The following is a 20,762-nucleotide window of genomic DNA, read 5'->3' as shown; positions in this document are numbered from 1 at the left end:
GTTTACCAAGAAGTGTCAGATGCCAAGTAGTTAAACTAACGTGCTCAGCGAGGGGGCACGGATGGCCCCCCATCCCATTTACCAAGCCTCAGCTTCCTTTCTTATGTTTGTGAGGTTTGAGATCAGGGGTGTTGCCAGGCGTTTCCTTGTTGTCACGCCGACGCTGATCAGGCTTTCCAGTTGAGGGCGCTATAGGCTTCGGGCCAGGCTTAATCGGCATAACTTGACTCCTTCAGGATGGGGGCCAACCGTTTAAAGCTGCGGCGGATCCTTCATACCTGTCAAGTTAATCTAACAAAAAATGAATATCGTTTAAGATCCATTCATATTTATGTTAGGTTATACAACTTTTCCAGCAGCCTTCATTTTTTAAACAGTATACAAATGACTCGGACAATCCCTAACGTGCCGCGCGCAAGCCCTTGTTGCTGTTGATCAATTTTGACTAAATCCGATTGGAACAAAACTTGTGGAGCCGCCACAACAACCCTCCTTGCCGAGTTTGCCTAAGGAGAAAAATAAACACCGGTTTTGGATTGACGGTCTCCGCTGCCGACGTATGACTACTTCCATTGAAACAATGGAAGCAAGGCAATGAAGAACCCCCTCGTCGAAACACTCCAGTCGTATATCGATAGCCCATCCGGCGCCCTCGTTCTTGAGGACCTCCGCATTGGACGTATCCGCATCGGGAAGCTGGTGGTTGCCAGCCGCGAAGCGGCTTACAACGCCCAAGACCTCATCACCACCGCTTGCAACAAGACGGCCCGCGTTAGAAGCGGCAAGCACGGCACGCGCTATCACGATCCGCTGCCTGTCGGCAGCCCTGCCCGCCTCCTGTCCATCGAGATCGAGGACTACGCCAAGCACCAGAAGCGACGCTATTTGAAGGCCGTGACCGTAGAAGCCTCCACGCGCACGCTCAACTTGCTGTTGCTGACCTGTGGCGATGTGCCTGTGTCTCGCATCGACCACACCCATGTCGAGCGCATGTGGGAGCTGCTGCGCTGGGCACCTCCTGGCTTGGCCAAAGACCCCGAACTCGCCGGCCTTTCGTTTGATGAAGTGATCGCGCGGGGCCAAGCCCTCAACGTGCAGGGTCCGGCCAGGGCAACGCAGGAGAAGCACCAGCGGTTCCTCACCGCGTTCTTCAACCGGCTGGTCGCCACCCGGGCCATCGTGAACTCGCCAATGGCCGCGTTCGGGGACATCAAGAAGGATCTGACACGCGATCCCGACAAGTCCATCCTCAAGCGCCATCCTTTCAGCGATGAGGAGCTGCAGCGCATCTTTGACCCGGTTACGTTCACCGCCTGGGCCAAGAAGTGGCCGCATCGCTGGTGGGGGCCGATGATCGGCCTCTATACCGGAGCAAGAATCAATGAGGTGGCGCAGCTGAAGGTGGCCGACATCATCCAGGAGGGCGACGTGTGGTGTATCGCCATCCAGCAGACCGTGGACCCCGACTTGGCTCGGAACGAGGGCGCCAGGTCGCGACAGAGCCTCAAGGGCAAGTCGGCCATCCGCCGCATCCCCATCCACCAAGCTCTCCTTGACGCCGGATTCCTCGAGTTCGTCGAGGACATCAAGGGATGCCGCCACCCTCGCCTTTTCCCGCACCTGTCCGCTGGCATCAATCGAGCAACCGGGGAGACCAATGCGCGCTACAGCCAAGGACTGCTGAACCAGTTCAGCACCTACATGAAGGACTTAGGCTTCGCAAAAGGCGTCGGTTTCCACGGCTTCCGCCATACCCTGGCCACCTACCTGAAGCACCGCCGCGTTCCTGACGCTGACGTGGCCGCGCTTACCGGTCACACACCACGCCAGGACTTCCCGGTCCTGGGCCAATACAACAGCACGCCGAACCCCTTCGAGCGGCCCCGCCAACTTGAGGCCCTTGAGGTGTTCCAGCCGCCAGTCGTGTTGCCGCGCTACAAGCGAGGGCAGTTCGCGAAGCAGCTGGGCCGGGGTGCGAAGTTCTATCCGTGAAACGGATCGATAGGAATGGGGATGGGGCATAGAGGAAGCCACGCCCTAGCCAGCGGCTGCCACAGATCGAACGCGAACCAGATCCAAATAGTGCCCGCGGATGTGGCCTCCTTTCACCGCCTTACAAAGACGCTCCGCGGCCCGCTCCCCATAGCCTACAAACAGCGATCCCATCGGACACGCCTTGCCCGGCGTCCCATCCTCACGGCAGAGGGCTAGGCGCCCCTTGGTGAACACCACTGCCGACGCGTTGGGATGGGTCAGGACTGACGCGTGCATGCACCCGGTCTCCATTCGAGCAAAAATCAGCGCCACCCCGTTTCCATGCTCGGCTGCTTTGGAGATCCAGGCATCCATGCCGCGTCCGTAGGGCGGGTTGAGCCACACGAACGACCTCTTCGGCCAAGCCATGGCAAGGCCGTCGTCGCTCGGCCTAAGCATTTTCTTGGCGGTTCGCCAAGGCATGCCCTGCTCGGGCGTAGCCGGGTCCAAGTCGAAGGGGCCAAGCGCGTCCAACAGCGAAGGCGGCGTAAGCCAAGTCTCGGTGGTGGCTGGACACCTGTCATAGCCGACCTTTGAGGAAGCGGGAACGGGGACGGATTTCTGAGCGGCAGGCATGGGTATCTCCGGAGCTAAGTGGGCATGGCTCCGCCACCGCGCCAGGATTGGCGCGCTCAGGAAGATGAGTCGACGGAGGACACCGTGTGCGAGCTCCGGCTTTGGTCCCGGGCCGCTGTCGGCGTGAGGACATGATCCGAAATGTGGATACAGCCAGCTCCGTCTAAGGGGCGCCCACCCCTCAGAGCTGAATCGCGATTCATGCACACGTCCCAAGAAGCCACCGCGTTCTAGAAGCGAAAGGGCACCGGCTTTCGCGCTGGAGCCGCCGCAGGCAATCCTGCTTCCATAGCAGCCGTCCTGATCTCTGCCCTGACCAGGGTGACGGTCCTCGCGGTGTCCTCGATAAGGGCCAGCCGCGCCTTTAACTCCTCTAGCTCCCGCAGCGCTTCGCTCTCGTGCTGCGCAAGCAATGCTTCAAGGTGGGCAAGGAACTGAACGTAAAGGAAGACCAAGGCTTTCCGGAGTTCTGGCTTCGCCCAAGGCAGATTGAAGACCTCCGGAAGCGGCAGCTCCTGCCTGGCAAGCGCTGCGAAACCCCGCTCGTCGACTTCTACCACCCTCGCCTGCTCCCGCAGAAACGACCGAAGCATCGCCTTGGCGGCCGGGGTGCGTTGCTCAAGGTCGATCCATGCGACAACCTCAGCGCCGTCTTGGCCGCTTAGCACCACCCTCACTTTGTGCCCGCGGAGATCCTGGAACTTGGCACTCACTTCGGAGGAAGCCCGCGTAGCGCCAAGAATCTCGCCGTCCTTCCTCGATGTCCGCCAGTTCCGCACTTTGGGCACGCCCTCGGCCCACTCCAGTAAGCGAACAAGGCTGATCGAGGCCACCACACGGGACTTGCCGGGAACTTGGTCGGGAACCAACCGCCCAGTGGGCCCATCGGCCCGGGCGAGCTCATTGAACGCCTTGTAAGAAAGCTTCAGCAACCCCGCGCACTGTTCCGCGGTGAACGGTATAGCCCGACTTCTCATCTTCTTTCGCAGCTCTTTCGCCCTTTGCTCATCTCGCTCGGCTGCGGCCTCCCGAGCAATGGTTTCCTTGAGCTTGGCCCATGACACTCCGAAGCCTGCTTGGAACGTTTCATCGTTCCTTCCGTAGGTCTCTGCGTAGCGCCTTAGAAGGGCGGCTTCAACATCCTTTATGGAATCAGCGGACATCCGAATCCTCTATAGACCATTGATGGCCGGCGTTAACGTTATCCGTCAACTGCTTTCGCGTCGGCCGCCGCCTGTGAATACAGACGTGTGGCCTCTTGCATGGCGCTTTCCAAGGCCTGGCGTCTTGTCAGAGCCGCCTGCCTGAGTTGCAGAACAGTCATGCGACCAGTGGTGAGCTCTGCTTCCAGCTGAGAGCGCCGCGACATGATGGTTCGATCCAGGTCGGCAACCTGTCGCGGATCAATCGCCGCGGCAGGATTGAAGCGGAACTGTCCTTCAAGCTTCTGACGCCACTTGAGAAGCCTGTCGGTAAGGGCCGGGCCGAACCCAGGGACCTGCAAGACTTTGCTTCGCACAACGTCGGCCGCCGTCTCGACACCAAACGATTCCAGCATCGCCTTTTTCGCAGCGCCTACCCCAGGAATCTTCGCCTTCTCGATCTCAAACTGATCGAGGTAAGCGTTGAGAGCATGCCGCTGCCGGTTGTTCATCAAGACTGCGTATCGCCTCTCGCGTTCTGCTGAAAGACCCAGCAACTCGTCTCGCAAAGGCCGGAGTTGCTGTTGCTTCGACTGGAGCTGCGTGTCGGATTGCTCTCGAGTCCAACGAGCCTTGAGTCCCTCGTAGTGGGTTTTGGCTTGTTGGTATCGCGCGGTGATAGGGCTGACATCGGCTCGCCCTCTGCTGTTGACCCACGCCCCCATACCGAAGCCCAGGCCTGCCCAGAGAAGAAATGCGGGCGCATTGAGCACAACCCCGAGCACCAGGATCGCAAGTCCGACCGCCCATCCCATGTTTCGCCACACTCGCCGGCGTTGCCCCACGGCAGCCACCGACTGGGAGGCTGGAACCACGGTCGGCTGGGGCATCGCCGCCAGCGGCGGCAAGATGGCAGAAGTGATGTCGCGCCAGACCGACTCCAGATTGAACTGCCCGGGCCCAAGCTTTTTGATGACCGCTGCCGTGGCGCCAAATAGGGCAATGCCGGCGCGCTCAATCGGGCACCACGGGCACGAGCCGTAGCCGCCGAAATAGAAGTGAGAGGAACGCTGAGAACATCGAACGAACGCGCCCTCGAGCTTCGTTAGCGCTTGAACCCAATCTTGAGCGGTAGGCCTTCCATTCGGCTTCGCGCCCCCACTGCCGAACGCACGCTCCCACAGCCCCGCAACAGCGGGCGAGGCAACTGTAGCCGGCGGAGTCAGTGGTGGTGGCTGCATCTTCATCGCAGCCGCGTTTGATGAGTAGGCGTAGCGGAACTCGGGGATAGCCTTCTCAATCGGCATCTCGCCGGAGCCACTGTAACGACCGGCAAAAGGATGCCGGCCATTCATGAGCATCTGGAAGATTAAGACCGCGAGTCCGAAGTTGTCATGGTTGGCCGTGCGGGTGACTTGCTTGAACGCTTTGCCTTGGAGCTCGGGAGGGGTGAAGTCTTGGACACCTACCTCGCACAGGAACGTGCGCCCCTGGTGGGAAACCTGGAAGCTATCGGTATCGATGAGTCGGACAGTAGCGTCCGGCGAGATCCGGACCCCGCCATGGTTCACATCCCCAACGAGGTGCCCCGCCTGATGGAGGACTGCAAACGCCCGCGCGGTATTGAGCGCTGCACGGACAACCATCCGCCAGTCGGCTTGTGGAAAATCAGCCAGGCGGCTCTTGGGACTGTAGAGGCGATGGATGTCCTTCGAGTCACGAAGGTTTGCCATCACAAACCCGGTTACCTTGCCGTCCGATTGGCGAAGGACTTCCAGCGGCCAGGCGGTCAGCTGGTCCAAGGCAGGCGTCCGGAGCGCCGCCATAGCTAAAAGCTTGTCCGACCGCTCGGTGCTTGCGGGGGTTAGGTAAACCTTTGCTGCGGCTTCAGGCCTTCCCTCGACCTCATAGACCGCTCCCTCGCCCCCCTTACCGAGCAACTTTCCTAAGCGGACAGGGCCAGATTTTCCAACGAGAACTTGGCTTGCCACTTAGGCACTCTCTTCGACCACGGCAGATGTAGGAATCGGCGGCTTCGCGAGGCGACTGGCCAACAAGAGAGTCTTGTCGTCGTCCGTGCGGTCGCAAATCACTGGCGATGAGAGGTATGCCTCAAGCTTGGCGGACATCTCTTCACTGAAGCCGCCGTGCTCGAGCGCCCTCACAGGCTGGAACATCTGGTCAAAGAAGGGAGCGTGGACCGTCTGTGTTGCGTAGTGCAGCACGAGCGCCTCAATGCCATCCGTAAAAGCTGCCACCTCATCCACGAATCCTGCTTGGCAAGAGAACTCAAAGTTCTCCACCGCTGCCGGGTCGGTTATGAACACCGTGGTGTTGATGTATTCGCCGTGTTGAGGCCAGAACACATAGGCCCAGTCGTCACCTCTGGGCCGGATGACAATGGCTCCATCACCGACCTGGAAGAAGCACGTATGCGTAGACGAAACAATGGCAGCAAGCAAGGTGCACGCATACTCCCGCACGGGAAGATCATCCACTTTAGCCCGCTCCGAGATGCGCTCAGCGGCATTCCTCAACCACTCATTGGCGACCTCTCGGGTTACTTGTGAAAGATCTTTCCCGTCGTCAAAGAAGTTTCGAATGGAGTCCAGTATCTCACTCGTTGCCAGTTGCGACCCAGTGTCCGAGTGCGAGGCACTGCCTGCGCCGTCAGCTGCGACCAGCACTATGGTCTGGTTGTCCTGCGTGAGATCCCAAGCATGTGCATCCTGACAGGGCGCCTCCGTCTTGAGGTGCGACGCACCCAACGAAGACGCCGCTACCACTCTCCACTCTTGAAGCTCCATTACACGCTGGCCCAACCATCAGGCGCGGTCGGGTTCGAGAGCGGCACTGCATCCCCAGGCGTTGAACGGGACACCGCGCTCATGGAGTTGGACAGCCAGCGGAACAACTCTTTGAACTGAAGTCCCTTGAGATGAAGAGGAGCGCGCGTGGAAATCTGGCTGAGAACACTCATGTCGGCGCCTTGCACCCCGACGGCGAAGAACTGAAAGTTCTTGGTTGCTTCGCCCTCCTTGACCAACTGGGCTGCACGTGTCCAGTTGTCAGTGGGCGAACCGTCAGTGATCAGGAAAACCCAAGGGCGGTAATAGGAGACGCCATTGGCCTTGTAGATCTCCTTCCGCTGCCGAACCATCTCAAGGCCCTGCTCAATGGCGGACCCCATCGGAGTGTCACCAGTGCACGTCAAGACGGGGGGATAGAAGCTATCTGCCGTGACGAACTCGGTAACGGTTTGAACAGGGCCAAACGTCACGATGGCGACTTCGACACGCTTGGCCGCCAGGGAGTCCGCATTCAATTCCTCTTGGAACTGGAGCAGTCCCGCGTTGAGCTGTTCAATCGGTTGGCCATTCATCGATCCCGATGTATCCAACAAAAGAAGGCAGGCGCAGCGATTTTCGGGGTTTTCGGCGAACGCACTGGCACCGAAGGGGACTTGTTCAAACTCATTGGTCATGCTGGATCTCCTTGTCGTTGAGACGAGTCTACGGTGAAATTGTGGACGTGGCCGCAGGACCTTTTATGATCGCGCCATGGCCACGCCTTCAACCACGCCACCTGGCTGGGCTCCTAGGGGGATTGCAGACTGGTTCCCTCTGGTGGTCTCCGCATCCATCGTTCTAGTCTTGCTAGGTGCGATTGCAGCCAAGCCTCCTGGCGATGCAAGACACGTGCCTGAAGTGGCGCCACAAAGTCCACCTCCGGCACCCACGCAACCGCTCAGGAAGGGCGCGTCCAGGGTCGTGCCAGGCAAAGTCGGAACCATCCGGCTTGTGGAAACGCATTCATTGCCGCGCCAAAAGCAGGCGATTCTTGCGAGCGGCGAATGCCAGCGAGCTGCCCCTGCGACCCCATCCCCGTCGGCTCAAGCGGCCATCAACGCTGGTTGGCATGTCAGCGAAGACGTTTTCCGGATGGGATACCAAGTGGTCTTGGTCGATGCAGGGACAGAGAGGGTTGGATCGGCGTGTCTGCCCGTGGGATCAAGCGTGCTTGTGTTTACGTCGGAAGGGCTAATTGCCATCGCGTATGAAAAAGGAGGGAGTAAGGCATCCCGACTCGGCACCATGCGCTCGGTCGGCGTTGATGGCGTCGTCCTTTCGGGTCCAAAAGGGGCGCTCGCCAACCTTGCGTTCTCGACCGAAGAAGTCCGACTCCTGCCTTCCGAACGGTAGACCCTGAGCAGAAGAACAAAGCTCAAACCGCGGCGAACGGTGGCTGTGGCTTCTCCCCCTGCACTTCCGGCTAAAGCTTCGGATCGTTGTTACGAGCTGCCGACTTGCTGAACTTCTTCATCAGCTGAAGCAGTTCAGTCTGCTTCTCATCCGGCAGTTGGGCCAGAACGAGAATCGCCTCCGCCATCAAATCACTGGTGGCATGGAAGTAGGCGACTGGCAGTTCTAGAGCGGCCGCTAACGTCTCCATCGTCTTTTCGTCTGGCATCCGGTCCCCGCGCTCGTATCGAGAGATCCGCGGTGCAGCCGAGTTCTCGTCCTCCAGCCCCAACACTGCCCCAAGCTCCGCTTGGTTCATCCCTCGCGCTTGGCGGGCTTCGCGCAGACGACGGCCCAACGTTCGGGCGGGAGGGATTGGAGCAGGCATGGGGGCAAGATCGAACGATTGCTGACTAAGCCCGCAGTCTGGCGGTTCCAAGTTTGCGCTGCATTTGCCATATTGGCAAACGTCGCCAAGCCGGCGAATGACAGGGGCATCACATGAAGCACTCAGGACAGGGAGCGTTCGCTGCGCTCCTGGGTATCGCACTGTTCTCGACAACAGCCAGCGCCCAAGAAGCACCCAACAGCGCAGGCGAGAAGCCTGGCTTCTTCCGTCAGTTGGGAAAGGGGTTGGCTGACACTGGAAAGCAGATGGTTGGCATCAAGCCCGCCAGCGCGGGCAAGGAAGGTCGCCAGCCGAGTAACACCGGCCCTATCTACTCCCCGATCAGCGGCTCCGGCAAGTTGCCCAACCTGTTCAAGGCGGACAATCACCAGCAGGCCCAGCTCGGGAAGCTGGACTGGCCCCGGGTCGCGCTGACCTACACCGAATGGGGCGCATCGCTGCCCTGCTGGACGGTGGAAGCACGCATTTGGACCAGTCCGACCACCTCCACGAGCGAAACCTTCCGCACCTGCGCCGATGCAGCCGTGACGGAGGCCGATGACCTGGGCGAGACGGCCGAACTCAACACGTCCGCCCTTTGGAAAGGTCGCGACACGCTCACTGGCATCCGGGTTCTGCCCAGCAAGCCGAACTCAGGCGCCCAACGGTCTACTGGCCCCAACCCGCCGGCACAGCCCTTTGTCGTCAACGTGTCTCGCCCTGGTGTCTCTGACAAGGCCGTTGACGTTGCGCTGCGCGTGGCCTGGGTTTCTGGATTCTTCCAGACCGCCGACCTGCATCCCGGCGCCTCGGGCCTGCTGACGCCATTCAAGGACGCGCGCATGTGGATTGCCGGGTTCAAGCCCGACGGCAATCGCGACCGGTAAGCACTCGCCTTCCCACGCTTACTCCCCTCGCGGGCCGGCCTGCCGGCCCGCCCCTTCCCAGCAAAGGAACGACATGAAGAACGCATGGATTGGCCTGGCCGCCCTGGCCTCGGCCGTTGGCCTCACCGCGTGCAGCGGAAAGCCGTCCAACGCCAACGCCAAGCAGGCGCTGGCCAGTCTCTTGGAACAAAGCGGCGCCGGGCGCGTCGTGGAGGTCCGGGACTTCGAACTGAGCGGCTGCGCCCAAGCCGACGGCGCCGATGGCTACCGTTGTGACACCCGCGGCCAGGTGATGCTGGAGATCGCCGGCCGGCAAGTCCCTATCTCCGTGAACAAGAGCCTGCGCTATACCAAGGCCGACGGCGTCTGGAGGGCTTACACACGATGAGCACCGACCCGATGACCGGAACGTCCGTGGGTGCGGTCGGTGGCTACCGTGGTGACAAGGCCTTGAGGGCCACTCCCAAGAAAGTCATGACTCCACACACCCGCTTTTTCTGCTGGTTCTCTTTGAGCCTGCTCCTGCTGGGTCCTTTCGGATTCGTCGTCGGCCCGCTGTTGGCTCGCCGCGGGCTGCGAAAGGTCGAGCGGCTGTATCCGCAGGAGGCCTACGCGGCTCGGCAGCGCGACCAAGGCTTTTCTTGGGGTCAGTGGTGGGTGATGACGCCTTTGGTCGTCATGATGGCCATGGGAGCCTTGGCTTTCCTGAAATGGCTTCCCTTCGCTCTGCTGGTGATGTGGGTGCAGCTGACCAGCTAATCAGACGTGTGTCTCCGCCTCTTCCCCAGTCCTTCCCTGGCTGGTATATCAAACCCCAGCTAGGGAGGCTTTCAGGGGAAGGGAGATGGGGTTTTATCTGCGAAAGAGCGTCCGAGTGGGCGCATTCCGATTCAATCTGTCGAAGGGTGGTGTCGGCGTCTCGGTTGGCATCAAGGGCTTACGGGTAGGAACTGGGCCACGAGGCAACTACGTCCACATGGGCGCGGGCGGCGTTTACTACCGAGCTACGATCCCCGCGAGGCGGGCCTCTCCCGCGGTAAAGCCGCCTGCACCGAGTCAGCCTCAGCCGTCGAACCTTCCGAAGGCTTGGCAAACACAATCTGCGACCGTTGGCCCGATGGTTGATATCGATTCGGCGCAAGCAACAACGATTGTCGATTCTTCCTCCCAATCGCTTCTCGAAGAGCTAAACACGAAGCGGCGCCGATGGCTTCTTTGGCCATGGGCATTGGGCGCCGCGGGACTGGCTTTGCTGCTTCTTGCAGGAAATGACAGCCCGCGCTGGCTGTTGCTCACCAGCGCCGTCGCCTGCGCCATTGGTGTTGCACTCGTGGCTGCAAAAGACCAGCTAAGGAAGTCGGCCGTGGTGCTCTACGATCTGGACTCTTCGATGGAAGAAGCCTTGAACCGGCTTTACGAAGGGGCAAATCATCTGGCATCCGCGAGCGCCGCCTGGCACGTCTCGTCGAGCGCACGGGTTCACGATTCGAAGTATCACGCGGGCGCAGGCCAGGTCATCGCCCGCGCAGCCACACGGTTTACCTACTCCCCGCCTCCGTTTGTCCGAACCAACGTTCGAACCGTCTCGGTCAACGTCGGAGCACAAACGCTTCACTTCTTCCCTGACCGTGTGCTCATCTACGACAAGGAGGGCGTGGGCGCGGTGAGCTACCAAGAACTGAGAGTGAATGTGTCCGTAACGAACTTTGTTGAGGAAGGCGGCGTCCCCCGTGACGCCACGGTCACTGGGCACACGTGGCGCTACGTCAACAAAAAAGGCGGGCCTGATCGACGGTTCAAGGACAACCGGCAGATTCCAGTCTGCCGTTACGAGGAAGTGGCGCTATGGAGCCAGACCGGCCTCAACGAACTCCTGCAAATCTCCAGATTGGGCTCCGCCAACGGCTTTGCGCACGCCATTTCCAGACTCGCCTCAATCGTTCCCAGATAAGTGAATGCTGACAACCGGTTGGCGGACAAGCCGGGATGCCTTATCCGCAGCCGACTGATGCCGCTGCTGAAATATGAGACCCGCGATGAGCAGCACTGAGGACAACGGAGAGGACACGCATCATTCCATGAACTCATTGGAGAATGGAAGCAAGTTGCCGCCCATTAAGAGACTGAAAAGATGGTGGCGTGGACTAGGTCCAGTCGCGCGTGTATACGCCCTCGCGCTCGTCAGTCTCCTTATCAGTTTCGCCATCACTTGGGCAGCCCCAAAGCACGCTGTTGCGCAGGCGTTCGCCTATCTCGCGTTCGCGCTGTTCGGCCTGTGCTTCCTGAAGGAGGCTCACGACTGGGTCATTCCCAAGCTGCAGCTTCCCCTCGTGAAGCTGCTCGTGGCGGCCGGCGGTGTGATGGCGGCAGCCGCCGCGACGGGGGTGAGCCGCATGGCGGTAAACGAGGCAACAGGACAAGACCCTGCGGCCTTCACCACCACAGTGGCTTTTCTGATCCCGCTGTCCTTCGTCCCAGTCCTTGCAGCCTTGGTAGCGGTTGGGGGCGTCTTCGTGGTGCCGGCCACGATGATCGGAAGTCTGGGAAAAGCGTTCTTTACCTGGAGCAAGCCGAAGGATCTGGACGTCATGCTCAGCCTTGCTCGGGTTTTTGGCTGCGTAACGGTCATTGCGGCCTCGGCCTCCCTGCTTTACGCGTCGTCGCCGCTCTTTCCGGCCTTGAACTGGCTCGCGGGGCACGGCGCGATGATGTTCGACCTTCAACCCAACACAGCTTGTGCTGAAAACTCAAAAGACCGAGTGCTCCGCTTAACCGACGATGTCGTCATCCTGGGTCGCACTACCGATGATGGGCTTCAGTTCGTCCGACGTGACTGCCCGCTCGCAGCAGAGAGCCTGCCACTTGGCGCCTCCCGCTAGTCTTTCAAATGCCACCCAATGACTACCAAGATCGATCCGATGGCTGGAAGCTTGGTGGGCGCTGCCGGCGAGTTCAAGGCGACAGCGCCTTGCACCGCTCCTAAGAAGGCCGTGACCCGCGCAACTTCTGTATTTCCCGCTGAGCCTGCTGCTTGGGCCCTTTGGTTCGTGGTCGATGGCTCGGCAGGGTTGAGGAATGAGGAGCGGCGTCATCCTCACCAGGCTTACGAGGCTCGGCGGCATGACCAAGGCTTCAGCTAGGCCAGTGCGTGGTTATGACGCTTCTGGTAGTGATCGTTAGCATAACGGCACTTTTTTTGCTTCAGGTTGCTGCTGTTAGCGATGACGGTGGCATGGGCGCAACTGAGCAGCCAACCACCATGGTCCCGACCGCATCATTAGTAACAAGCATTCACGACACGATGTGTTTTTTCCGCCTGATATCCCTGTTCCCACGCCGCGATGCCCCCATCGCCTGCATCACGCACAGCAATTATCGATACTGACCACTTGACTTAGATAAAATCCAGCCTAAAAGGGATAAAAATATGGAGGACTTATGGTCATCGACAAGCTGAAGAAAGCTAAAAACAAGCTAACAAGAATGAGCCACCCCCAAGCTGTCGCCCTTGGATTTTATAGCGTCGTAGGCGTCGGAGCGCTATTTGTGGCTATAGCCCTACTAAACACAACAAGCTCAAGCTAAAACCTAGAAAGAAATATCACACCCCAGCCAACGGAGGCCAAAACATTGAGGCAGAAAACCGTCCAAACAATTGGCCTAAATTTTTTATCTAAACGATCTGGATTATTTCTGATATTTTTTGAATTAATTAATACAGAAAAAAGTGAAATCCCGCTGCCGATAAATCCAAATGAAGTGAGGAAGGCGTCGTAGGCAAACCCCTTGGATACGAGGTATGCGATTACCCCAAAAGAAAGGAATGCGACAGAGGTCTGAAAACAATTAACCTCATTTATGAAATTTCCGCCGCCCTCCTTATCTAACCCTGGCTTTCTTGTATAAAATCCTAGCCCAGCAAAAATTCCTGCCCATACAGGGAAAAGATAAGCAAGCAGATCCATGATGGCCAAGAAATCTCGCTTCATCCCCACCACAACAATTGCTGACAAGCTAGCTATTACTACAGCCACTAGTAAAGCGCTAAATAAGTTGAATCCAAAACTCAGCTGAGCTAGAAATGATTTGCTCAGTCGATTTTCGATAACTACTATCTTAGTCCCAACTTGCTCCAAATCTTTTATTCTTTCATTCAGACGATTGATGTCATCCCTTAGTTTAAGGACATCATCACTAACTACTGGAAATTGCTGCCTTCTCGCTCGAGACCCGCCGAAAAAGCCAATGACTAACCCACCTAGAAGCTGAGAAAACCTCATCTTTTTGATCCCCTTTCGCCCGAAATTGCGGCAAATTTTTGCTTACGGATGAATCCTCGATCTATAGCGAAGAGCGTTTATCCCTGGGCAGTGCGCCCCCAATCCTTCGAGCTTCTCGCGAACGGTGAAATCCCGGCTGTAGGTCGCATGATGCTCATCGTCCAGCTCATGGCCCACGATCTGTGCTCGTAGCTCCGAGACAACGCCAGCGCCCTGCAACTCTTGGATGAACGTCTTCCGAAGCGAATGGAAGCCCCGCTTCGCCGGTGCCCAGTCCTTGCCCACGTCGGCAAGATGGCGGCTGAAGGCCTTGGTGATCCAATTCCCCTGCCCATTTTTGGCATCGGCCTTCGCCGCCGGGAATAGCCGGGCATGGCCTGCGTCTCGCTTGGACTGAACCCAGGCCAAGAAGCCCATCTCCAGAAGGTCGGGATGGATTGGCACGGTGCGGAGGCTGACTTCGGTCTTCACCTTCTGGTGCTCCCCCTCGTCCGAAATCCGGATACAGGAAATCCCATCCTCTTCGAAGACATCCTTGGTCAGCAGCTGGCCGACTTCCGAGGCCCTGGCGCCGGTGAAGAGACCAATCAATGATGCCCAGCGGGCAGATTCGGACAACTTGGCCAACGCCTTCGGCGAAAAGAGCGCCTGGATCTGGTCCCGGTCATACGCCTTGAAGCCCAGCTTCTTCCTCGCCCGCTTCTCGCGTTGGGAGTAGCTGACATGCCCGGATGCAGGGTTGTCCCCGCGGGGATAGTGGCCGGAGGCCATGGCCCACTCGAAAAATCCGCCTTTGCCGCCCACGTAGCTTTGCTTATTCGTGAGGGTCGGCGTGGAGGCGCCCTTCTCCCGCATGTGCTGATACCACCGGGCCAGATCCGACCGGGTGATGGCATGCACTTTGGCCTTCTCACCCAGAAACGCCACCAACGCCTCAATGGCCGTTTTCTTGATGGTGTAGGTCTTGGGCAGCGTGGCGCCCTTGAGCGTTGCCAGCCAAGCATCGCGCGCCTTGCCTAAGGCAATCGACTCAATGACATCTTTACTCGGTGCTTCGGCAGATCCTGCCCTGACGAAGCCTGGCGCGAAGACCCTCCGCTCCCCCGGCTTGGGCGGGGGCGGCGCCGGGGAGGACGCCAACTTGGCCTCCAGCTCCATCAACTCCCTATAGAGCTTCAGATCCTTGGCATTGTCGATTTGCCACCGCTCGGTGGTCGTGCCATCCGGCGCTCGGGTCTTCTGGACCGTCAGCTCAACAATGGGGACTTCCCCGGACGACAGCCGTGCGATCAGCGCGTCGGCTTCCTGCCTGCTCATCTTTGACACGCGTTGCTCCCTCAACATCGCGAAGAGCTGAGCATAGCTCGCCGTCAACCGGACCGCACGCAAGTGAGCCTGGGGCAAGTCGCCGGTTCGAAGGGTCCGTTTGATGAGCCGGCAGCCCAGCACGGACTGCAAATCGGTGGGCACGCGCTGGACGAAGGACCAGCGACCGGACGCGGACCGGCTGAGGTGATGGGGGATTCGCATCGGGATGTTTCCCGATTTGTTTCCTGCCTCGCCGACCCTGAAAATCCAAAACGTGATTTTTTATCAATCACTTACAATGGATTGGCGGAGAGAGTGGGATTCGAACCCACGGAAGGTTTGACCCTTCGCCGGTTTTCAAGACCGGTGCCTTAAACCGCTCGGCCATCTCTCCGAAGTGCGTGCCGGCAGGCCCGGCAGCAAAGCGCCCGGCGCGGGGCCGGGCGCGCATTCTCGCACGTGCGCGGGGCGGCGGGTACCGCCCTGGGCGGGTCAGGAGGCCTTGCGCAGGCCCAGTTCGACCAGGCGTTCGACGCACTTGCCGCCACAGTCCAGGCGCGAGGCCTCGATCTGCTGCGGCAGGTGTTCGGCCAGGTAGTCGATGAACACGCGCACCGCCGGCAGCAGGCCACGGCGCGAAGCGAACACGGCATGGCAGATGCCCTGCGGCAGCGACCATTCGGGCAGCACCACCTCCAGCTCGCCGCTGCGCACCGCATCGGCGCACACGGTTTCGGGCAGCAGGGTGATGCCGTATCCGTCCTTGGCCATCGCCTTGAGCAGCGGGAAATCGAAGCCCGCCAGGCGCGGCTGCAGCTCGACGCGGCGCACCTCCCCGGCCGGCCCGTGCAGTTCCCAGCGCTGGCGGGCCTCGTCCTCGCTCATCGACATGGTCACGTGCTGGGTCAGGTCCTCCGGGGTCTGCGGCCGGCCGGCGCGCTGCAGGTATTTGGGGCTGGCGACCAGCAATTCCTGGATCTGGCCGAAGCTGCGCATCACCAGGCTGCCATCGTCGTCCAACTTGGCGCGCACGCGCAGGGCGATGTCGTAACCCTCGTTGATGATGTCAACGCGCCGGTTGTTGACGTGCAGCTGCAGGCGCACCTTGGGGTACTTGTCCAGGAACGCCGGCAGGATCTTGGGCAACTGCATCTGCGCCACGGCGACCGGCACGCTGACCCGGACCACGCCACGCGGCTCGGCCGAGAGGCGATCGACCACTTCGCGTGCAGCCTGTGCCTCGGCGAGCATGGTCTGGGCGTGGCGATGCACGCTCATACCCACGTCGGTCACCGCGAAGCGGCGCGTGGAGCGCTGCAACAGGCGCACGCCCATGTCGGTTTCCAGCTGGCTGATGCGCCGGCTCAGGCGTGACTTGGGGATGCCGAGCGCGCGTTCGGCCGCGGCGAAGCCGCCGTGGTCGACGACCATGGCGAAGTAGTAAAGATCGTTGAGGTCTTGCATGGCGGCATCCCGAATCTGGAACGATTCAGGACATTTAACACCCGCATGTTTGTCCATGCAACGAAAACGGACAAATTCAGGCGGGATTCTCTACCCCGCCCGTGGGCCAATCCTCAGGCGATGCGTTCCAGTCCGCCCATGTAGGGACGCAGCGCTTCGGGGACGTCGATGCTGCCGTCGGCGTTCTGGTAGTTCTCCATCACCGCGATCAGGCAGCGGCCGATCGCCACGCCCGAGCCGTTGAGCGTATGCACGGCCTCCGGCTTGCCGGTGGCCGGATTGCGCCAGCGCGCCTGCATGCGCCGGGCCTGGAAGTCACCACAGTTGGAGACCGAGGAGATCTCACGGTACGTGTCCTGCGAGGGCAGCCAGACCTCCAGGTCATAGGTCTTGGTGGCCGAAAAGCCCATGTCACCCGAGCAAAGCAGCATGCGCCGGTACGGCAGGCCCAGGATCTCCAGCACCACTTCGGCACAGCGGGTCATCCGCTCGTGCTCTTCGGCGCTCTCTTCCGGCCGGGTGATGGCCACCAGTTCGACCTTCTCGAACTGGTGCTGGCGGATCATGCCGCGCGTATCGCGACCATGGCTGCCGGCCTCGGCGCGGAAGCACATCGAGTGGGCGGTCATGCGCAACGGCAGCGCGGCGTCCTCGACGATGGTGTCGCGCACGGTGTTGGTCAGCGGCACTTCGGAGGTCGGGATCAGGTAGCGCTTGCCCTCGCCCACCTGGGTCGAGAACAGGTCTTCCTCGAACTTGGGCAGCTGGCCGGTGCCCTGCATCGACTCGGCGTTGACGATCACCGGGACGTTGGTTTCCTGGTAGCCGTGGGCGCCGGTGTGCAGGTCCAGCATCAGCTGGGCCAGGGCACGATGCAGGCGCGCCACGGGGCCACGCAGCACGGTGAAGCGCGCGCCCGACAGCTTGGCGGCGGTGTCGCCGTCCAGCCAACCGTTGCGCGCGCCGAGCTCGACATGGTCCTTGATCGGGAAATCGAAGCGGCGTGGCGTGCCCCAGCGGTGTTGCTCGACGTTGCCGGCCTCATCGGTGCCCGGCGGCACGGTCGGATCGGGCAGATTGGGAATGCCCAGGGCGATGGCCTCGATCTGGGCGCGCAACTGGTCCAGCTCGACCTCCGAGGCCTTCAGCTCCTCACCGAATCCGGCGACCTCGGCCAGCAGCGGCGCGACGTCCTCGCCCTTGGCCTTGGCCTGGCCGATTGCCTTGGAACGGGTGTTGCGCAGGTTCTGCAGCTCCTGCGTGCGCACCTGGATCTGCTTGCGCCGTGTCTCCAGGGACTCCAGGGCGGACACGTCCAGATCGAAGCCGCGCGTGTCGCGCAGGCGCTGGGCAAGGTCGGCGGGCTGGTTGCGGAGCAGGACGGGATCGAGCATCGGAAAGACATCGGCGCGGGGAGAGAACCCCGGATTATCGCCCGAAACCCCATTCGGCGCTGCCGCCAGCCAGCCGGCGGTCGGGTCCGGCGCGCGCGCCTGTGCAAGAATCCGCTGTCTTCCGCAAGCGATGGTTCCCAAAGCTCATGTCCCGTGCCAGCTCCAGCGAACGCGCCTTCACCTTCCGTTTGCCGCATCGCGCACTGTGGTTTGCGCTGGGCGCCTTCGTGCTGGGGTTGGGTCTGTTCGGGCTGTTCTGGCTGACCAACCGCGACGATGAGGCCCTCTATTCTGTCCAGCCGGTCGATAAGACCGCCGAGGCCGCCCTGTCCGAACCGCTGCCCGAGCCGATGGCCGCGCAGGACAACGCCAGTGGCATGCAGGCACCGTCGGCGAGCGATACCCAAGCCCCCGCGGCCGAGACCAGCGCGTCCAGCCAGCCATTGCCCAAGGCCGTGGATGAGCAAACCGCGGACGCCGGCGGTGCACCGACCACTCAGCCACCTGCGGCGGCGCAGGCCGACCGTCCGACCCCGCTGCCGATCGAGGCGCAGAGTCCCGCCCCAACCTACCCCCCTGCGGCGCTGCGGCGCGGCGACACCGGCACGGTGGTGGTGCGCATCGAGGTGGATGCCAACGGTGATCCGGGCGGTGTGGCCCTGATCCAGCGCAGCGGTTCTCGCGATCTGGACCGGGCCGCCATGCAGGCGGTGCGTCGCTGGCACTTCCAGCCTGCGATCGAAGACGGCCAGCCGGTGGCCGGCAGCGTCGACGTGCCTGTGGAATTCAATCTGCAGCACTGATCGTCGCGGCCCGCGTGAAATCCGGTTTGCATCACTGAACCCCAGCCGGTTGCGGAGTGCGGCGCGGCCGGCATTGTCACGTCACAAAAACGACATGGCACCAACACTGCTCGCAAGCGTCCCCTGAGGACGCCACCAGTGAGGTTGAAACCATGCGTCCATCTTCGTCCGACACCACGCAGGGCGTGGACAGCGCGCCCTCGTCGTCCACGTTAAAGCGCAGATCCATCGGCCCGCTGCTGTGGCTGATCGTTCTGCTGGTTCTGGTAGGCGGAGCGATCTGGTGGTTTGGCGCAACGCGTGAGACAGCACCCGCTCCTACCGCGACCGTGCCAGCCGCCGACGACGCGTCGCCCCCTGCGAAAGCAGCGCAGACCAACGGGCAGTCCCAGGCCCCTACCGCGTCCAGCCGGACACGCCCGGTCATCGCCGATCGCGATGCGCGCATGGCCGAGGGCATGCCGCAACCGGACTATCCGGGCGAGGCGCTGCGCGCTGGCGAGGGCGGGACCGTGCTGCTCAACGTGGAGGTGGATGCGCACGGCGAGCCGTCCCAGATCAGCATCGCCAAGCGCAGCGGCAACCGGCAGCTGGACCGCGCGGCCATGACGGCGGCAAGCAAGTGGCAGTTCGAGCCGGCCATCCGCGATGGCGAGACAGTGACAGCGACCGTGCAGATCCCGGTGGAGTTCTCGCCGCAGTAAGCGTCCAGCCTCCTTACGGATGCGCATCCGGCCATTACAGCTGCGCGCACACCTTCCGCTCGCCCTCACCTGTTCGCCTTGCTCCAATTGAGCACATGCAAGACAGGGCGCGCTGTCGAACTGCCGATCGCAAGATGCAGCTCACGATTCGGACCTGAGCCCAGGCGCATCTGGCCTGTCATGAACGGTCAGGCGTCTCTTCCGCAACCTGGACGGTCCCGGATTATTGAAACCTGCCCTGCCCGGACTTAGGTCGCAGCGCGGGTCTGGCCGTGACCCTGCACCACGAAACGCTCCACGGTCAGTGCCTCCAGGCCCATCGGGCCGTAGGAGTGCAGGCGCGTGGTGGAAATGCCGATCTCCGCGCCCAGGCCCAACTCGCCGCCATCGGAAAAGCGCGAGGACGCGTTGACCATCACCACCGCCGCGCGCAGCGCACCGACGAATGCGGCGGCATGGGCGTCGTTTTCGGTCGCGATGACTTCGGTGTGGTCCGAGCCGTAGCGGCGGATGTGTTCGATGGCCGCATCCAGGCCGTCGACCACGCGGACGGCCAGGATCAGATCGAGAAACTCAGCGGCGTAGTCCTCGTCGCTGGCAGGCTTGGCCTCGGCCACCAGCACGCGCGTGGCCTCGTCGCCGCGCAGCTCCACGCCGCGCGCCAGTAGCGCCTTGGCCGCCATCGGCAGGAAGCGCTCGGCAACGCCCTTGTGCACCAGCAGGGTTTCCAGCGAGTTGCACGCGCTGGGACGTGACACCTTGCCGTCCACCAGAAGGCCGACTGCCAGGTCCAGGTCGGCGCTGTCGTCCACGAAGAGGTGGCACACGCCCTTGTAGTGCTTGATCACCGGCACGCGGGCATGCTCGGCGACGAAGCGGATCAGGCCTTCGCCGCCGCGCGGAATGGCCAGGTCGACGATGTCAGTCAGCTGCAGCAGTTCCAGCATAGTCTCGCGGCGCAGGTCGGTGACCAGGGTCAGTGCCGCGGCCGGCACGTCGGCGGCTTCCAGGGCGGCCTGCAGGACCTGGGCGATGGCGGTGTTGGAGTGGATCGCCTCCTTGCCACCGCGCAGGATGACGCCGTTGCCCGCCTTGATGCACAGCGCTGCCGCGTCGGCGGTCACGTTGGGGCGCGCCTCGTAGATCATCGCGATCACGCCCAGCGGCACGCGCACCTTGCTGACTTGGATGCCGTTGGGGCGGGTGTCGGTGCGGGTGACCTGACCGACCGGATCCGGCAGGCCGGCCACTTCCCGCAGGGCAGCGGCGATGCCGTCGATACGCTCCGGCGTCAGCGTGAGCCGGTCCAGCATGGCGCTGCCGATCCCGTTGTCCCGCGCGGCCTGCAGATCCTGCGCGTTGGCGGCCAGGATGGTCTGCGCCTGGTCCTGGAGCCGCTGCGCCATGGACGTCAGCAGGTCGGCCTTGTCGGCTGAGGACAGCTGCGCCAGCACCTGGGCGGCGTCGCGGCAGGCCAGGGCCTGGGTCTTGATGTCATCGGTCATGGCGGAAAGACTCGGCACGAAAGGAGGATTGCGGGT

Annotated in this window: 19 protein-coding genes, 1 tRNA gene and 1 pseudogene; 9 read left to right on the top strand and 12 right to left on the bottom strand. The window is 61.5% G+C overall.

Features of this window, described 5'->3' with window-relative positions:
• The first annotated feature begins 594 nt into the window (after positions 1-594).
• The gene (locus ACORQU_RS17075; RefSeq protein ID WP_491642258.1) at positions 595-1,992 is read left to right on the top strand and encodes a site-specific integrase; all 1,398 of its coding nucleotides are present in this window, start codon (positions 595-597) and stop codon (positions 1,990-1,992) included.
• A gap of 45 nt (positions 1,993-2,037) precedes the next feature.
• Here the strand turns inward: ACORQU_RS17075 and ACORQU_RS17070 are convergent, their stop codons facing one another.
• The 6 genes from ACORQU_RS17070 to ACORQU_RS17045 all read right to left on the bottom strand — a co-directional run bounded on the left by ACORQU_RS17070 (position 2,038) and on the right by ACORQU_RS17045 (position 8,381).
• Entirely contained in the window at positions 2,038-2,610 is a 573-nt protein-coding gene (locus ACORQU_RS17070; RefSeq protein WP_491642257.1) for a DNA N-6-adenine-methyltransferase, read from the bottom strand.
• Positions 2,611-2,840: 230 nt separating this feature from the next.
• Positions 2,841-3,773: a hypothetical protein gene (locus ACORQU_RS17065; protein ID WP_491642256.1), complete on the bottom strand. Its 933-nt coding sequence runs from the start codon at positions 3,771-3,773 to the stop codon at positions 2,841-2,843.
• 38 nt (positions 3,774-3,811) lie between these two features.
• Complete coding sequence (locus ACORQU_RS17060) at positions 3,812-5,554, bottom strand: helix-hairpin-helix domain-containing protein (protein WP_491642254.1); 1,743 nt, start codon at positions 5,552-5,554, stop codon at positions 3,812-3,814.
• Positions 5,555-5,743: 189 nt separating this feature from the next.
• Entirely contained in the window at positions 5,744-6,559 is an 816-nt protein-coding gene (locus ACORQU_RS17055) for a PP2C family serine/threonine-protein phosphatase (protein WP_491642253.1), read from the bottom strand.
• Positions 6,559-7,236, bottom strand: a complete 678-nt coding sequence (locus ACORQU_RS17050) for a vWA domain-containing protein (RefSeq protein WP_491642252.1) — start codon at positions 7,234-7,236, stop codon at positions 6,559-6,561. The genes ACORQU_RS17055 and ACORQU_RS17050 overlap by 1 nt, the downstream gene beginning before the upstream one ends.
• A 788-nt stretch (positions 7,237-8,024) precedes the next feature.
• Positions 8,025-8,381 (bottom strand): helix-turn-helix domain-containing protein, encoded by a 357-nt coding sequence (locus ACORQU_RS17045; protein WP_491642251.1) that lies wholly within the window; start codon positions 8,379-8,381, stop codon positions 8,025-8,027.
• A gap of 113 nt (positions 8,382-8,494) precedes the next feature.
• On the opposite strand from ACORQU_RS17045, the gene ACORQU_RS17040 reads away from it, so the two are divergent.
• The 6 genes and pseudogenes from ACORQU_RS17040 to ACORQU_RS17015 all read left to right on the top strand — a co-directional run bounded on the left by ACORQU_RS17040 (position 8,495) and on the right by ACORQU_RS17015 (position 12,147).
• Entirely contained in the window at positions 8,495-9,268 is a 774-nt protein-coding gene (locus ACORQU_RS17040) for a hypothetical protein (protein ID WP_491642249.1), read from the top strand.
• A 73-nt stretch (positions 9,269-9,341) separates the two neighbouring features.
• Positions 9,342-9,656, top strand: a complete 315-nt coding sequence (locus tag ACORQU_RS17035) for a hypothetical protein (protein ID WP_491642248.1) — start codon at positions 9,342-9,344, stop codon at positions 9,654-9,656.
• The gene (locus ACORQU_RS17030; RefSeq protein ID WP_491642246.1) at positions 9,653-10,027 is read left to right on the top strand and encodes a hypothetical protein; all 375 of its coding nucleotides are present in this window, start codon (positions 9,653-9,655) and stop codon (positions 10,025-10,027) included. The genes ACORQU_RS17035 and ACORQU_RS17030 overlap by 4 nt, the downstream gene beginning before the upstream one ends.
• An 85-nt stretch (positions 10,028-10,112) precedes the next feature.
• Positions 10,113-10,259 (top strand): annotated as a pseudogene (locus ACORQU_RS17025) (DUF4236 domain-containing protein); the annotation flags it as partial.
• A gap of 126 nt (positions 10,260-10,385) precedes the next feature.
• Positions 10,386-11,219, top strand: coding sequence for a hypothetical protein (locus ACORQU_RS17020; protein ID WP_491645160.1), 834 nt, complete (start codon positions 10,386-10,388; stop codon positions 11,217-11,219).
• 85 nt (positions 11,220-11,304) lie between these two features.
• Positions 11,305-12,147: a hypothetical protein gene (locus ACORQU_RS17015; RefSeq protein WP_491642244.1), complete on the top strand. Its 843-nt coding sequence runs from the start codon at positions 11,305-11,307 to the stop codon at positions 12,145-12,147.
• Between the two features lie 702 nt (positions 12,148-12,849).
• On the opposite strand, the gene ACORQU_RS17010 is transcribed toward ACORQU_RS17015, so the two are convergent.
• The 5 genes from ACORQU_RS17010 to serS form a co-directional block, all read right to left on the bottom strand.
• The gene (locus ACORQU_RS17010) at positions 12,850-13,548 is read right to left on the bottom strand and encodes a hypothetical protein (RefSeq protein WP_491642243.1); all 699 of its coding nucleotides are present in this window, start codon (positions 13,546-13,548) and stop codon (positions 12,850-12,852) included.
• Between the two features lie 42 nt (positions 13,549-13,590).
• Positions 13,591-15,078 (bottom strand): DUF6538 domain-containing protein, encoded by a 1,488-nt coding sequence (locus ACORQU_RS17005; protein WP_491642242.1) that lies wholly within the window; start codon positions 15,076-15,078, stop codon positions 13,591-13,593.
• Between the two features lie 82 nt (positions 15,079-15,160).
• Positions 15,161-15,250 (bottom strand) — tRNA-Ser (locus ACORQU_RS17000).
• Positions 15,251-15,348: 98 nt separating this feature from the next.
• A complete protein-coding gene (locus ACORQU_RS16995; RefSeq protein ID WP_491642241.1) occupies positions 15,349-16,320 on the bottom strand; it encodes a LysR family transcriptional regulator in 972 nt (323 codons plus the stop codon).
• A gap of 113 nt (positions 16,321-16,433) precedes the next feature.
• Positions 16,434-17,714, bottom strand: coding sequence for a serine--tRNA ligase (serS, locus tag ACORQU_RS16990; protein WP_491642240.1), 1,281 nt, complete (start codon positions 17,712-17,714; stop codon positions 16,434-16,436).
• A 146-nt stretch (positions 17,715-17,860) separates the two neighbouring features.
• Here serS and ACORQU_RS16985 point away from each other — a divergent pair, with 146 nt between their 5' ends.
• Complete coding sequence (locus ACORQU_RS16985; RefSeq protein ID WP_491642239.1) at positions 17,861-18,517, top strand: energy transducer TonB; 657 nt, start codon at positions 17,861-17,863, stop codon at positions 18,515-18,517.
• Positions 18,518-18,669: 152 nt separating this feature from the next.
• The gene (locus tag ACORQU_RS16980) at positions 18,670-19,221 is read left to right on the top strand and encodes an energy transducer TonB (protein ID WP_491642238.1); all 552 of its coding nucleotides are present in this window, start codon (positions 18,670-18,672) and stop codon (positions 19,219-19,221) included.
• Between the two features lie 248 nt (positions 19,222-19,469).
• Here ACORQU_RS16980 and ACORQU_RS16975 read toward each other — a convergent pair whose 3' ends face one another.
• On the bottom strand, positions 19,470-20,726 hold the full coding sequence (locus tag ACORQU_RS16975; protein WP_491642237.1) for a glutamate-5-semialdehyde dehydrogenase: 1,257 nt from the start codon (positions 20,724-20,726) through the stop codon (positions 19,470-19,472).
• Between the last annotated feature and the right edge of the window lie 36 nt (positions 20,727-20,762).

Source organism: Pseudoxanthomonas sp. JC1303 (assembly GCF_058448525.1).
This window is presented reverse-complemented; position numbering and strand designations above follow the sequence as displayed.

Bases quoted from the DNA above. Each gene is read 5' to 3' on its own strand.
- ACORQU_RS17075 (WP_491642258.1), top strand. From the start codon at position 595: ATGAAGAACCCCCTCGTCGAAACACTCCAGTCGTATATCGATAGCCCA.
- ACORQU_RS17070 (WP_491642257.1), bottom strand. From the start codon at position 2,610: ATGCCTGCCGCTCAGAAATCCGTCCCCGTTCCCGCTTCCTCAAAGGTC.
- ACORQU_RS17065 (WP_491642256.1), bottom strand. From the start codon at position 3,773: ATGTCCGCTGATTCCATAAAGGATGTTGAAGCCGCCCTTCTAAGGCGC.
- ACORQU_RS17055 (WP_491642253.1), bottom strand. From the start codon at position 6,559: ATGGAGCTTCAAGAGTGGAGAGTGGTAGCGGCGTCTTCGTTGGGTGCG.
- ACORQU_RS17050 (WP_491642252.1), bottom strand. From the start codon at position 7,236: ATGACCAATGAGTTTGAACAAGTCCCCTTCGGTGCCAGTGCGTTCGCC.
- ACORQU_RS17045 (WP_491642251.1), bottom strand. From the start codon at position 8,381: ATGCCTGCTCCAATCCCTCCCGCCCGAACGTTGGGCCGTCGTCTGCGC.
- ACORQU_RS17040 (WP_491642249.1), top strand. From the start codon at position 8,495: ATGAAGCACTCAGGACAGGGAGCGTTCGCTGCGCTCCTGGGTATCGCA.
- ACORQU_RS17035 (WP_491642248.1), top strand. From the start codon at position 9,342: ATGAAGAACGCATGGATTGGCCTGGCCGCCCTGGCCTCGGCCGTTGGC.
- ACORQU_RS17030 (WP_491642246.1), top strand. From the start codon at position 9,653: ATGAGCACCGACCCGATGACCGGAACGTCCGTGGGTGCGGTCGGTGGC.
- ACORQU_RS17020 (WP_491645160.1), top strand. From the start codon at position 10,386: ATGGTTGATATCGATTCGGCGCAAGCAACAACGATTGTCGATTCTTCC.
- ACORQU_RS17015 (WP_491642244.1), top strand. From the start codon at position 11,305: ATGAGCAGCACTGAGGACAACGGAGAGGACACGCATCATTCCATGAAC.
- ACORQU_RS17010 (WP_491642243.1), bottom strand. From the start codon at position 13,548: ATGAGGTTTTCTCAGCTTCTAGGTGGGTTAGTCATTGGCTTTTTCGGC.
- ACORQU_RS17005 (WP_491642242.1), bottom strand. From the start codon at position 15,078: ATGCGAATCCCCCATCACCTCAGCCGGTCCGCGTCCGGTCGCTGGTCC.
- ACORQU_RS16995 (WP_491642241.1), bottom strand. From the start codon at position 16,320: ATGCAAGACCTCAACGATCTTTACTACTTCGCCATGGTCGTCGACCAC.
- serS (WP_491642240.1), bottom strand. From the start codon at position 17,714: ATGCTCGATCCCGTCCTGCTCCGCAACCAGCCCGCCGACCTTGCCCAG.
- ACORQU_RS16985 (WP_491642239.1), top strand. From the start codon at position 17,861: ATGTCCCGTGCCAGCTCCAGCGAACGCGCCTTCACCTTCCGTTTGCCG.
- ACORQU_RS16980 (WP_491642238.1), top strand. From the start codon at position 18,670: ATGCGTCCATCTTCGTCCGACACCACGCAGGGCGTGGACAGCGCGCCC.
- ACORQU_RS16975 (WP_491642237.1), bottom strand. From the start codon at position 20,726: ATGACCGATGACATCAAGACCCAGGCCCTGGCCTGCCGCGACGCCGCC.